Raw genomic sequence first — 12381 nt, forward strand, 5'->3', positions numbered from 1 at the left:
TTTATGAATGCCTGTTATCGGGGTTATTTTAAGTATGCTAAATTATTAAAAGTAACGGCCTTTTGGTTGCTCCCATGTAGCCATGTTAAAAATAGCTCCCAATATCACAATTACCGATCCTGCAAATACCGGCCATGGGAATGATTTTATGCCATTGATATAAATTGTCCACCTGTGTGAATCAACGGCATTAACCGTATTTAAATTGGTAAAGGTTAAAAAACCTATAATAATGATAATAACTCCTACAGCCATTAATACAAAACTGAATTTTCTCATGATGCTACCCTCGTCATATTTTTAATGAATAAAAGCCCAAATCTTGCAATAAAATATTGCACATGCAATATAAATTTGAAAAAATAAATTTAAAAAAACATTTTTTTATTACCTTTGCAATAAAATAGCAATTAATTACAAAAGCTACTATCATTCCAGGTGTTGGTCATGAAACAAAAAGAAACAGGTATCCCAATCTCTCCCTCCTTAAATTACATAAGTAAAGTAAACATAAGTCACGCCGCCAAAAAAAGGCTTTTTTATATATCCATCTTATCGGTTATTGTGGCTATGGCCATAAGTATCATAGCCAAAGGATTAGTTTTCCTCATCAACATAGTAACCAATATTTCATTTTACGGATTACTGGATATTCATTTTCATAGCCCGGCTGCAAATCATTTAGGGTTATGGGTTATTTTAGTACCCGCCATAGGGGGCATTGCCGTAGGTATAATGGCACTATACGGTTCAAAAGCCATCAGGGGGCATGGTATACCTGAGGCTATGGAGCAAATACTGGTAAATCAAAGTAAAATAAAGCCTTCTATCACTTTTTTAAAGCCTATATCGTCGGCAATAGCCATTGGTACAGGTGGCCCTTTTGGCGCAGAAGGGCCTATAATTGCAACAGGTGGCGCGCTGGGTTCTACCCTGGGCCAGTTACTAAAAATCACAGCTAATGAACGCAAAGTTATACTGGCGGCAGGCGCAACAGCGGGTATGTCGGCAATATTTGGTACACCTATAGCAGCCGTGTTATTGGCCATTGAGCTGTTGCTTTTTGAGTTTTCGCCAAAAGCGATTTTACCTGTCGCATTGGCTTGTATAACAGGTGCTGCAGGGCATCATTTTTTATTTGAATCCGGCCCGGTTTTCCCTATGCCCAATTTGACTGCACCCACAAATGGCGCATTGGCTATTTACAGTGGCATTGGTTTGGTGATTGGTTTTTTATCCTTGGGAGTAACCAAAATTGTTTATTTAATTGAAGATTGGTTTGAGAAATTGCCTATACACTGGATGTGGTGGCCCGCTATAGGCGGCTTAGCCGTAGGCTTAATTGGCTATTTCGCGCCACATACATTGGGTGTAGGCTATGATAATATTATCAGCATTTTATCGGGCACGCTCTCACTGATGCTCATAATCCGGCTGTGCTTTTTTAAATTTCTTTCATGGGCCATTGCCCTGGGCAGTGGAACATCTGGCGGAACACTGGCTCCCTTGTTAACTATAGGCGGAGCAACGGGCGCTATATTAGCCGCCGTTATTTTAATGTTTTTCCCTAACGCAGGCATCACCATCCCTATGGCAGCGCTACTGGGCATGTCATCTATGTTTGCCGGGGCATCAAGAGCTTATTTAACCAGCATCACTTTTGCCCTGGAATCAACCATGCAATCAAACGCCTTACTTCCATTACTTGGCGCTTGCACAGCATCCTACCTGGTATCGTTCTTTTTAATGGAAAATACCATCATGACCGAAAAAATAGCCCGCAGAGGGGTAGCCACCCCGGTTTCATTTGAGCCGGATGTGCTTAGTAAACTTTCGCTTGCGGAGGTAATGAACAAGGATGCCGTTATATTAAGCGTCGAAAACTTGATCAGGGAGGTAAAAGAACGGTTATTAGCCAACAACCCAGGCGTTAACGATTTTATTGTTGTAGATAACCAAGGAACTTTTATGGGGACCGTTAAACTGGCAGATATCTATAACAACGAACAAGGCAATAAATTAACCATCGGTAACATTATAAATTCGCCCGAATTGGTTATAAACAGCGAAACAACGCTACGACATGCGGTAGAATTAATGGCAAAACATAAAGTGGACCTCGTTCCTGTGATATCGGCAGATCATAAAATCACCGGCACCTTATCTTATAAGGAGATAATAGCTGCATATGGCTCGCATATTCACGACGGGGATAAAACCGGGTTATCTATCTCCCTAAAACGACAACGATTAAAGATCCTGATCAAAGGGCGAAAAATATTGAACATCGAAAATTAACGTGCCCTTTAATTAAATGTTTAAGCGTTATTCGTTCTTCTGTCCTAATAATATTATCTGTTATATTGCACAGGTTATTTCCGCAGTCCTGAGCATATATAAATGAAGAGAGTACTTCCTGTAATTGTAATATCGCAGTTTTTTTGCACATCGTTGTGGTTTGCAGGGAATGCCATCATGGGCGACATTGCTAAACAATTACAACTTGAGCCAGCTTATTTAGCCCATGTAACAAGCGCTGTACAATCAGGATTTATTGTTGGAACATTGTTATTCGCGGTTCTAAGCATATCTGATCGTTTTTCATCTTCTAAGGTTTTCTTTGCCTGCGCCATAATTGCTGCGGTTATCAATTTAGGTATATGCGCAACAGGCTTAACACCAGCCATGTTATTAACTTTTAGGTTTATGACTGGGTTTTTCCTGGCAGGCATTTATCCTGTTGGGATGAAAATCGCTTCAGATCATTATCAGCAGGGGCTCGGAAAATCCTTAGGCTTTTTAGTAGGCGCTTTAGTTATCGGCACAGCCTTTCCGCATTTGCTAAAAAGCATAACAGCAACTTTGCCCTATAAATATGTCATATTTTCCACCTCATTGCTATCCTCAATTGGGGGCCTGGCTATGCTTTTACTGGTACCCGATGGCCCATATCGCAGCCCCGGTCAAAAATTAAAACCTGGCGTTTTTTTGAAAGGATTTAGTGACAGAAAATTCAGGGCAGCTGCTTTTGGATATTTTGGACATATGTGGGAGCTGTATGCCTTTTGGATGTTTGTACCAATAATTTTAACTACCTATAAAAGCCATTATCCTTTAGCAGATTTTAATATTCCGTTTTTATCATTCCTGATCATTGCAGCCGGATCCGTATCCTGTGCTTTTAGCGGAATTTTATCGCAATACTTCGGGGTAAAGAAAACAGCAACCGTCGCGTTATTTTTATCGTGTACCTGTTGTTTGATTTCTCCACTGTTGTTGCTTACCAACTCGGTAATTACACTGATCGTTTTTTTGTTCATCTGGAGTATGGCTGTTATAGCCGATTCTCCTATGTTTTCAACATTAATTGCCCTCAATGCGCCGCAGGAATCAAAAGGTACTTCGCTAACTATTGTAAACTGCATAGGCTTTTCAGTTACCATTATAAGCATTCAATTAATTACGGCTTTATTGAATGAAACAAATGCCCGGTACATTTATATGCTATTGGCAATAGGGCCAATATTGGGGCTGCTTGCATTGATGCCGAGTAAAAGTGCAGGGCAGAGCAATCCGATATAAAACGATATCCAATTACAATAAAAAAAGGGAGCCCAGATCATTTGACCCAGGCTTCCATTTTTGTTATTTTAATTTGTTGGCTTAATTAAATCTCAAATTAATGTTTCCGCTCGATGCGTCTGCGCTTACCGGTATGCCACCGCCATTTACGCTTCCCTTTATGTGCTCTTTATCCCATTGACCACTAAAGCCACTTATTTTTGACGGATGCTGGTTGATCGCATCAGCCCGGATATCCAGATCAAGCCCCTGTTTCAGCGGCAACTCCAGATCGATATTGCCGGAGCTTACATCCAGTTTCAGGTATTTACCTACCTTATTAATTTGTGCATGCAGGCTACCGGCGCTGGTGGATGCACTCAGGCTACAGTTCATCTGTTTAAGATCAATACCTCCGCCAGATGTACTGGTGATTAATTCGCCTTCTATATTATTGCCTTCAACCCCGCCGCCACTGGTTTGCGCATTGATGGTTCCTTTTAAATTTTCCAGGCGTAATCCGCCACCGCTGGTTTCCAATTTTATTTTGCCGGTACAGTTTTTTGCAATAATGCCGCCACCGCTGGTCTGCAGGTTAATGTCATCGCCAGAGTTGGATACCATTATGCCACCACCCGATGTGTTACCGCGAATGGTGCCGTAAAGCTTATCAACTTGTAAACCGCCACCACTGGTAGTAAACTTTTCATTCCCCTTTAGGTTATCTAACATGATACCGCCTCCGCTGGTTTTCAGATCTGTAGCTGTTTGTGCCGGCACATATATTTTAAACGAAATACTGATCGACCGCTTCCAATTAAAATTTTCGTGTTTGTTTTTAGCGGTAGCCCGTACCTCATGGCCTGTAACGGCAATACTCAGATCGTAATCTTCATCCAAGCGTTTTTTAATTTCTTCCTTTGAAAGCTCACGCCCGTTATTCCCCCTGATGTAAACCTCCACCCGCGGTGTTTCACCGCTTTTGCCACTTACAGATATACCACCTGCAGATGTATTTACAACTACACTATTGATAGCATCATTTGCCAATGATTTGGTAAGATATGGTGTTTTGCCTTCACTATCCTGTGCTAAAGCAGCAACAGTTTGGCCGGCAAGGAAAAATAATAAAAGATACTTTTTCATATGCATTGAATTGGTTTGTATATAAGACATATATATAATCCAATTCGTTGCAGAGGCAGCCAATTTTATTTGCGAATATAGTCGGACAGAAAATTTCTTAGTTCAAATTCCTGTTAATCTTATATTCCTTATGCCTTTTTATTTGTGGCCCGTACTTTTGCTACTTCGGTCGCCTTTACAGCGCTCGCCTTATTACCAAAACTGCTCCTTACATAAGTAAGCACATCGGCAATCTGTTGATCTTTTAAATCATCATGAGGCGTCATCGCATTTGAATAGGTATTCCCGTTTATTTCCACATCTTCATTAAACCCGTTCAATACAATTTTTATCAAGGTTGTTTTATCCCCAAGTACGTATGATGTTTTAACCAAGGGCGGATTTAAGTTTTGCACCCCGCCACCGTCGGCCATGTGGCAGGGCAGGCAAACACTTGTATAAACAATTTTACCGCGCAAAACAGATGTTCCCGAAACCGGGCGATGCTGTGCTTTTTTTACCTGTGCCAGCGAACAGTTTATGGATAGGGGTATTAATGCCAATAATATGCCAACTACTTTGATCTTCATTAATTATTTTTTATAGGTGATTTTATAAATTGTTCCTTTTGAATCATCGCTTACATACAATGATCCGTCGGCGCCTTGTGCCAGGCCGCATGGGCGGTGTTCTGCTCTGCCGGCTGCTGCCTGTTCAGGTGTACCTGCAAAACCATTAGCAAAAACCTCCCATTTACCATCGGGCTTACCATTTTTAAATGGCTGAAAAACAACAAAATATCCAGCCTGAGGTTCTGGCGCCCTGTTCCATGATCCGTGGAATGCAATGAAAGCGCCATTTTTATATTTTTCTGGAAACTGGTTGCCTGTATAAAACAATAACCCATCAGGCGCAAGGTGGCCAGGGTAAGCTGCTACGGGATCTAAGTATTTAGCATCCGCCTCTTTTTCGCCATCGCCGCCGTACTCAGGGCCCATCATTTTTTTATGCTTTACATCGTCATAATAAAGGTATGGCCATCCGGCATTATCCCCTTCCTTTAGTGCATACATACATTCGGCAGGCAAAAGAGCCGATTGTTGAACGGTATAATATTTAGGGAAAAGATCATGCAAGGCATCTCGGCCGTGTTGCATTACAAAAAGCTGATTGTCTTCCTGGTTCCAGTCCAGCCCTACAACATTGCGTAAGCCGGTCGCGAAACGCACGCCGTCACTTTGTTTTTGGTTTAATTTGTCGGTCTTGAACCGCCAGATTCCTCCGGCCGAATCTAAAATGGGGCAGCCCTTTTTCTCCGGGTCAAACTCACTGCAAATGTTTGAATATGCGCCTATGTTCACATATAAATTTCCATTATCATCCAATGCAATCGCCTTGGGCCTGTGCCCTCTTTTGGTAACCAGGTTACCAACTACTTTTTCGGGATGTTCGGGATCTATAACCTCGTTGTTACTGTTTAGTTTAAAACGGTAAACATCCCTATCAGACGATGCATATAAATACCCGTTCTTAATGCGGATGCCGGTTCCGCCAAACGCGCCGAAGCTTGTTTTTATAGCAGCCTTATCGCCATTATCGTGTAGCACAACTATACCCTTCCCATCTTTGGGTCTATCAAGATGTACATAAATATCCCCTTGTGGAGTTGCAACAAGATGCCTTGCGCTGCCTAAGTTATCGGCAATGATACTGGCGCTAAAGTTATCCGGAAGTGTTAAACCCGCATTTACTAAATCACCTTTATGTTTTATGGTGCCTTTTTTTTCAATTTTGAACGACTGCAGCCCCACCGCTACAATAACGCTAAGGCAAAAGGCGATAGTTGTTTTTCTTTTCATGACAGGTTGAATTTTCAAGGGTAAAAATAACTTTTAGCTTCATCAGTAAAAAGCATGCATTAACTAATAAATTAATTAGTGTAATACAACGCAATTTAAAGCCACAATGAAACACTCAAATTTGTGAGCAATTTAAAGGACTTAAAAATGTAGATGTAATATGTGATACCAGCTTTGCATCTGCATAATCAGGTATCGAACTGATTTTTTTCCATTCAGCATCGCCGCCAAAAGCTTTCCAGTTACGGTCATGGGCTGCCATATCATCAAACGTAACCATATAAATAAGGTTGGGCCTGTGATCACCAATGATAGTTTCGCCAAAAAATACCGGGTTAAAACCCAGGCGTTTAAAAATATCTATCTCCCCGGCATCATTAAACATTTCCAGCTTTTTTTTACCGGCGCTTTCTGTAGCGTGTTCATAACGGCGCAGTTCAAACAGGCGTTCTTTTTTTGCAGGCACATTCATTTTTGGCATGTGGGCAAATGCCGTTAACAGCGAGCTTTCTATCCTGTCATAAGCAGGTTCGGTAGCCGGCGCATTTAAATAAGCAGCGCCTGCATCTTTGTACGCTTTATCAGTTTCAAGCTTTTGATTTATTGTGATAAAGGCGTCTATCGAACTGTACGGAATAAGTGCATATATTTTGGTTTGCCCTGCGGGTTTAAGCTCCTTAAAAACACCAACATTGGTTACACCAATCCTGTTCAATGCCGGAATTGCGGCTTTTTCAAAATAGTCTTCTACCAGTTTCTGCTGTCGTTCGCTGCTCAAATTATAAGTTTTTAGTTCATAAAACTCCGAACTGTTTTTCTTTAAGCTGTCGGCCGACATGGCAATTGATGGGAGCATGGCACCAGAAGTTGTAATTATTGTTGTGGCTAAAAATGAGCGTCTTTTCATAAATTTAATTGTTTATCAGGTTGAAATCGACACAAGCTAAACAATTAAAATTTATCATCATTAACTTCTATCCAATAATTATCAGGATCCTGCAGGTAAATTTGCTTTATACCGTCGGGCCTTATTTGCGGAGATTGTGAATCGCCTTTCCAATTCCCATACTTGATTTTCATTTGATCGAGGTGCTTTGCAAAATTTGGAATATTGGTTACAGCGTATGCAAAATGACTATTTATATCATGATCGGTAACGGCAGCGGCTCCTTGTATAATGTGCAACTGGCTATGCTCGCCTGTTCTGAACCATACATGTTTACCATCATGAAATGGTTCGGGTATTACTTTAAGTTGCATAACATCCCTGTAAAACACCTCACTTTTACTTAAATCCTTTACATAAAGAGCAACGTGATTTGCCCGCGGCCCGGTTTGGCCAAATACATTTACACCTGCTATTAATAATAGCGTTAAAAAAGTTATTCTCTTTATCATGATTATTGACTTGTTATAGATATGGAACTGAATTGTGGACCATTTTTAAAAGGGTGTTAAACATTATGGCTCCGCCTGTTTAACATTCTATTTAACATTTAGTACATAAAGTAAACTTAGGCAAATTCTTTATCAGAAAAAAAACGCGGTTAACTAATAAATAAATTAGCTGCCTAAAAAGCATTTCAAAATGGTACGGGTAAATCTGTAAAAAAGGGACGCTGGATTTTACACCAGCATCCCTGCATTCATAGGTAATTAAGTTGTTAAGTTATATCATTAAGATACCAGCTCCAGTTGGTTAAGATATCCGGAAATTATGGCCAGTTCGTCCTCTGTCAGTTCGATATCAAGTGCGCGGGCATTTTCAATAGCCTGCTCACTATTTCTGGCCCCTACCAGGGCAATGGTAATTCCGGGTTGTTGTAAGGTCCATAAAATAACCAGTTGGCTAAGTTTAATTTGCCTGTCCGCAGCAATTGGCTTTATCATGCTCAGGAAATCATCAGTCCTTTTTATATTTTCATCCTTAAAAAAAGACACATCTTTACGGTGATCGCCGCTGGCAAACTGATATCCGGGTTTTATTTTGCCGGTAAGCAAGCCGCGCTCCAATGGGCTATACGCTAAAATAGATTTTTGATTGCGAAGGCAGTAGGGTACCAGCTCATCTTCAATACCACGTTTTACCATGCTATACGGAACCTGGTTAGATGCCAGGGTAACGTATTTTTCAGCTTCGGCCATTTGGGCGGCATTATAATTGCAAACCCCGGCATAACGCACTTTTCCCTGCTCAATTAACCGCTCAACAGCTTCCATACTTTCAGCAATAGGCGTGGTTGTATCTGGCCAGTGTATCTGGTACAGATCTATGTAATCTGTACCTAATCTTTTTAAGCTGTCTTCACATTCTTTAATGATGCTTTCTTTTCCGGCATATTTATAAATGTCAATATCATCTCCATTATTCATTTTACTGCTAAAAGCAAAATCGCCCCTTTTAAGGTCCCAGCGCATACCATATTTTGTTAATAGCTGAAACTTATCGCGCGGTAAACCTTTTATCGCCTCGCCAACGATATCTTCGCTTACACCCTGGCCATAAATAGGCGCAGTATCAATAGATGTAACACCAAGCGCATAAGAAGCCCTGATGGCATCAATGGCTTCTTGACGTTCGGTACCTCCCCACATCCATCCCCCGGCCGCCCATGCACCAAAAGTTACTTCAGAAAGCCATAGGTCTGTGTTTTCTAATTTGCGGTATTTCATGGTTGTTCTTTAATTAAATTCCTTTTTTGTTTATTGCGTGCAATAAACCATTTACATTCCCGTACATAATGTATTATGTTACAAGAGCCTCAAAGGAACAATAAATGATTTTTTATTTCAATATCTTATCAAGTAATTAGTACCTCATTAATAAGTTAGCATGACCGGAAGAAAACTTAGTTCAACGAATTTTCATAATCAATCGTTTCTGGAAGAGAAATGTGCCTTAAATGAACTTATCTATTTATTAAGCAAAAGATGGATGACCGAGGTACTTTTCAGTGTAGAGGAGGGCAACTCGCGTTTTACCACTTTAAAGGAAGATTTAGAGCACATCAGCGATCATATTCTTGCCGATAGGTTAAAGTTTTTGGAACAACATGAGCTTATACACAAAAGCTACATCCCGGCAAATCCTCCAAGAACCGAGTATACGCTTACGCCTAAAGGAGCTGAGCTAAGTTCATTGCTGGAAGGCTTATGCCAGTTTTCGGAAGCTAAAATGCACTTTTAACAATCCCCTCCCGCAAAACAGCTAATTGATTTGTTAGCTGCGCTGCTTTTTGTTCCTTTATTCAATAAACTTACTTTTACCGGCATACATCTCTTACTACAGAGGTAGTGTTTAATAATTATTAACCGTTTAATTGCCTAAAAAATTTGATTATGAAATCTCAATCGTTCCGATTTGCTTTGTGTTCCTGTTTATTTGTACTCTCGCTTTTTGCATCTGTTGCGGCATTTGCAAAGTCTCCCGCCAGGAATTATTACCAAATAAAAATATATCATTATAAAACACAGGTACAGGAAGAAAAAATTGAGCATTATTTGCAAAATGCCCTTATGCCTGCATTGCACCGGGCAGGTGTAAAAGCGGTTGGCGTATTTAAACCCGTTGCGCAACAGGATACGAGCAGAGTAATCTATGTTTTTACTCCTTTTACCTCCCTGGAAAAACTTTCAGCTAACGAGCGTGAATTACAAGCGGATGCTAAATTTTTAGCGGATGGCTCAGATTATATCAACGCGGATTATAAGGATATCCCCTACACCCGGATAGAAACCATAGTTTTGGAAGCTTTCCCGGGAATGCCCGGCACTGCAGTACCCCAACTTACAGCCAGTAAAAACGAGCGGGTTTATGAACTGCGCAGTTATGAAAGCCCTACCGAGAAATACAATGTTAATAAGGTAAAGATGTTTAATACTGGCGACGAGATCAGCATTTTTAAAAACCTGGGATTTAACGCTGTTTTTTATGCCGAGGTTATTGCTGGCAGCCACATGCCCAACCTGATGTATATGACCACCTTTAACAGTAAAGAAGATAGGGATAAGCACTGGGATGCATTTAATAATGACCCATTATGGAAAGCACTGGTGAAAAAAGCAGAATACCAGCACAATGTTTCGCATGCTGATATTATTTTTCTTCGTCCGGCAACTTATTCAGATTTTTAAGTCATTATCAACAATTGATTTTGCACGATCATTATCGATAGTTTTAAAACTTACATTAGTTTAAAAATTGCAAGCGCTTGTTTAATTTCACAAGCCATATATTAAAACATGACCGATTACAAAGTAGAGGCTGCAAAAGCAGCGATGGAATTTATACAAGCCGGACAAACGATCGGCCTGGGAGCCGGCACTACTGTTTCGCACTTAGTAGCTTTGATATGCCAGGATAAAGACCTGGCCGACTCCCTCATTTTTACGTCATCCTCCTTTAAAACAACAAACTTATTGTTGGAAAATAAATTAAGGGTACAATCGCCAGCATTGTTAAAGCATGTAGATATTTATTTTGATGGATGTGACCAGTTTGATACCGAACTTAATGCTTTAAAAAGCGGCGGGGGGATCCATACCACCGAAAAAGTACTGGCTTCAATGGCCGATGAATTTATTTTAATGGGCGATGAGGGAAAGTTTGCCGATAAACTTGATAATACTTACCCCGTTGTAATTGAAATATTACCCCAGGCTTTACAGGTTGTACTTCATCAATTAAAATTATCATACCCCGGCGTTGAAGTAAAACTGCGTATGAGTACTCAAAAGGATGGGGCAGTTATCTCAGAAAATGGCAATTTACTTGCAGATGTGCATTTTGCCACCATTATGGAGCCAAAAAAAGTAAATGTACAACTAAAGCTAATCCCCGGAATTGTTGATCATTCCCTGTTTTATAGAATGGCGACCAAATCTATAATTGCAGGAAAACTTGGCGTAAGCATCATAACGCCGGTTTATTTATGATGCATTTAAAGCCTCCACTTTTTGATGGAGGCTTTAAATAAATAGTAAGCCCTACCTGCATTGATTATGTTAATGAGCGGAGGCTTTGGGCACTACATTAATCACTGCCACTACTCAGATATTTGTTAGCCTCTTCTCATATCATCGTTCTTTCTTATAACCTTTCGGAATAATCAAGTAAGGTATCGGCTGCCAAAATAGATGAAGCGGGATTTTGCCCTGTTATGAGTAAACCTTCGCGGGTTACAAAAGGCATCCAGTCTTCTCCTTTTTGAAAATTGGCGCCTCTCTCTTTGAGCATGTCTTCCAAAAGAAAAGGCACCACCTTTGTCAGTTGGACGGCCTCTTCTTCGGTATTGGTAAATGCGGATACTCTTTTCCCCTTGATGAGCCATTCGCCATCAGGAGTCTTTACATTTTTTAAAGCTACCGGTGCATGGCAAACCAGCGTAACGGGTTTGCCGCTATTATAAAAAGATTCAATGAGTTTTATCGAGGCCTTATCATCAGGAAGATCCCACATCGGACCATGTCCTCCCGGATAGAAAATTGCATCAAAGTCACTTGCAGAAACAGTACTCAACAATACGGTATTGCTTAGCTTGTCTTGTGTCTCCTTATCACTATAATATCTTCTTGTGGCTGCCGTCTTATTTTCAGGAAGATCGCTTTTGGGATCAATCGGGGCCTGCCCCCCTTTAGGCGATGCGATAATAATTTCTTTTCCAAGATCATGAAACTTGTAATAAGGTGCTGCAAATTCCTCAATCCACAGACCTGTTTTTTTGCCGGTGTTGCCCAACTCATCATGAGAAGTGACGACGAATAGAATTTTGTCGATTTTCATAATTGTTACATTGATAGTTTAATATGTTATTTATTAAATTTTAGTAGCCCGCAT

13 protein-coding genes are annotated in these 12381 nt (G+C 40.5%); 5 read left to right on the forward strand and 8 right to left on the reverse strand.

Going from position 1 to position 12381, the window contains the following annotated elements; all coding sequences use genetic code 11:
• Positions 1-45 precede the first annotated feature (45 nt).
• Positions 46-279, reverse strand: a complete 234-nt coding sequence (locus tag AC1D0K_RS16305; RefSeq protein WP_295717935.1) for a hypothetical protein — start codon at positions 277-279, stop codon at positions 46-48.
• A gap of 168 nt (positions 280-447) precedes the next feature.
• On the opposite strand from AC1D0K_RS16305, the gene AC1D0K_RS16310 reads away from it, so the two are divergent.
• The gene (locus AC1D0K_RS16310) at positions 448-2298 is read left to right on the forward strand and encodes a chloride channel protein (RefSeq protein ID WP_477391900.1); all 1851 of its coding nucleotides are present in this window, start codon (positions 448-450) and stop codon (positions 2296-2298) included.
• 102 nt (positions 2299-2400) lie between these two features.
• A complete protein-coding gene (locus tag AC1D0K_RS16315) occupies positions 2401-3582 on the forward strand; it encodes an MFS transporter (RefSeq protein WP_477391901.1) in 1182 nt (393 codons plus the stop codon).
• Positions 3583-3663: 81 nt separating this feature from the next.
• Here the strand turns inward: AC1D0K_RS16315 and AC1D0K_RS16320 are convergent, their stop codons facing one another.
• From AC1D0K_RS16320 to AC1D0K_RS16345, 6 genes are all read right to left on the reverse strand, one after another.
• Positions 3664-4707: a DUF4097 family beta strand repeat-containing protein gene (locus AC1D0K_RS16320; protein WP_477391902.1), complete on the reverse strand. Its 1044-nt coding sequence runs from the start codon at positions 4705-4707 to the stop codon at positions 3664-3666.
• A gap of 128 nt (positions 4708-4835) precedes the next feature.
• Positions 4836-5276 (reverse strand): c-type cytochrome, encoded by a 441-nt coding sequence (locus AC1D0K_RS16325; RefSeq protein WP_295717944.1) that lies wholly within the window; start codon positions 5274-5276, stop codon positions 4836-4838.
• Positions 5277-5279: 3 nt separating this feature from the next.
• Positions 5280-6545, reverse strand: a complete 1266-nt coding sequence (locus AC1D0K_RS16330) for a PQQ-dependent sugar dehydrogenase (protein WP_477391903.1) — start codon at positions 6543-6545, stop codon at positions 5280-5282.
• Between the two features lie 115 nt (positions 6546-6660).
• Entirely contained in the window at positions 6661-7452 is a 792-nt protein-coding gene (locus AC1D0K_RS16335) for an NIPSNAP family protein (protein WP_477391904.1), read from the reverse strand.
• A gap of 44 nt (positions 7453-7496) precedes the next feature.
• On the reverse strand, positions 7497-7943 hold the full coding sequence (locus AC1D0K_RS16340) for a VOC family protein (protein ID WP_477391905.1): 447 nt from the start codon (positions 7941-7943) through the stop codon (positions 7497-7499).
• A 279-nt stretch (positions 7944-8222) separates the two neighbouring features.
• Positions 8223-9218, reverse strand: coding sequence for an aldo/keto reductase (locus tag AC1D0K_RS16345; protein WP_477391906.1), 996 nt, complete (start codon positions 9216-9218; stop codon positions 8223-8225).
• Positions 9219-9378: 160 nt separating this feature from the next.
• On the opposite strand from AC1D0K_RS16345, the gene AC1D0K_RS16350 reads away from it, so the two are divergent.
• From AC1D0K_RS16350 to rpiA, 3 genes are all read left to right on the forward strand, one after another.
• Positions 9379-9732, forward strand: a complete 354-nt coding sequence (locus AC1D0K_RS16350) for a winged helix-turn-helix transcriptional regulator (protein ID WP_477391907.1) — start codon at positions 9379-9381, stop codon at positions 9730-9732.
• A 152-nt stretch (positions 9733-9884) separates the two neighbouring features.
• On the forward strand, positions 9885-10679 hold the full coding sequence (locus AC1D0K_RS16355; RefSeq protein WP_477391908.1) for an NIPSNAP family protein: 795 nt from the start codon (positions 9885-9887) through the stop codon (positions 10677-10679).
• Between the two features lie 108 nt (positions 10680-10787).
• A complete protein-coding gene (rpiA, locus tag AC1D0K_RS16360) occupies positions 10788-11480 on the forward strand; it encodes a ribose 5-phosphate isomerase A (RefSeq protein WP_477442033.1) in 693 nt (230 codons plus the stop codon).
• A gap of 154 nt (positions 11481-11634) precedes the next feature.
• On the opposite strand, the gene AC1D0K_RS16365 is transcribed toward rpiA, so the two are convergent.
• A complete protein-coding gene (locus AC1D0K_RS16365) occupies positions 11635-12327 on the reverse strand; it encodes a type 1 glutamine amidotransferase domain-containing protein (protein WP_477391910.1) in 693 nt (230 codons plus the stop codon).
• Positions 12328-12381: the final 54 nt, after the last annotated feature.

The sequence above is a fragment of the Mucilaginibacter sp. P1_A3 genome (assembly GCF_056406855.1).

Excerpts from the sequence above, each read along its gene's own strand:
- AC1D0K_RS16325 (WP_295717944.1), bottom strand. The coding sequence starts at position 5,276 with ATGAAGATCAAAGTAGTTGGCATATTATTGGCATTAATACCCCTATCC.
- AC1D0K_RS16355 (WP_477391908.1), top strand. The coding sequence starts at position 9,885 with ATGAAATCTCAATCGTTCCGATTTGCTTTGTGTTCCTGTTTATTTGTA.
- AC1D0K_RS16335 (WP_477391904.1), bottom strand. The coding sequence starts at position 7,452 with ATGAAAAGACGCTCATTTTTAGCCACAACAATAATTACAACTTCTGGT.
- AC1D0K_RS16310 (WP_477391900.1), top strand. The coding sequence starts at position 448 with ATGAAACAAAAAGAAACAGGTATCCCAATCTCTCCCTCCTTAAATTAC.
- AC1D0K_RS16330 (WP_477391903.1), bottom strand. The coding sequence starts at position 6,545 with ATGAAAAGAAAAACAACTATCGCCTTTTGCCTTAGCGTTATTGTAGCG.
- AC1D0K_RS16305 (WP_295717935.1), bottom strand. The coding sequence starts at position 279 with ATGAGAAAATTCAGTTTTGTATTAATGGCTGTAGGAGTTATTATCATT.
- AC1D0K_RS16345 (WP_477391906.1), bottom strand. The coding sequence starts at position 9,218 with ATGAAATACCGCAAATTAGAAAACACAGACCTATGGCTTTCTGAAGTA.
- AC1D0K_RS16315 (WP_477391901.1), top strand. The coding sequence starts at position 2,401 with ATGAAGAGAGTACTTCCTGTAATTGTAATATCGCAGTTTTTTTGCACA.
- rpiA (WP_477442033.1), top strand. The coding sequence starts at position 10,788 with ATGACCGATTACAAAGTAGAGGCTGCAAAAGCAGCGATGGAATTTATA.
- AC1D0K_RS16320 (WP_477391902.1), bottom strand. The coding sequence starts at position 4,707 with ATGAAAAAGTATCTTTTATTATTTTTCCTTGCCGGCCAAACTGTTGCT.
- AC1D0K_RS16340 (WP_477391905.1), bottom strand. The coding sequence starts at position 7,943 with ATGATAAAGAGAATAACTTTTTTAACGCTATTATTAATAGCAGGTGTA.
- AC1D0K_RS16365 (WP_477391910.1), bottom strand. The coding sequence starts at position 12,327 with ATGAAAATCGACAAAATTCTATTCGTCGTCACTTCTCATGATGAGTTG.
- AC1D0K_RS16350 (WP_477391907.1), top strand. The coding sequence starts at position 9,379 with ATGACCGGAAGAAAACTTAGTTCAACGAATTTTCATAATCAATCGTTT.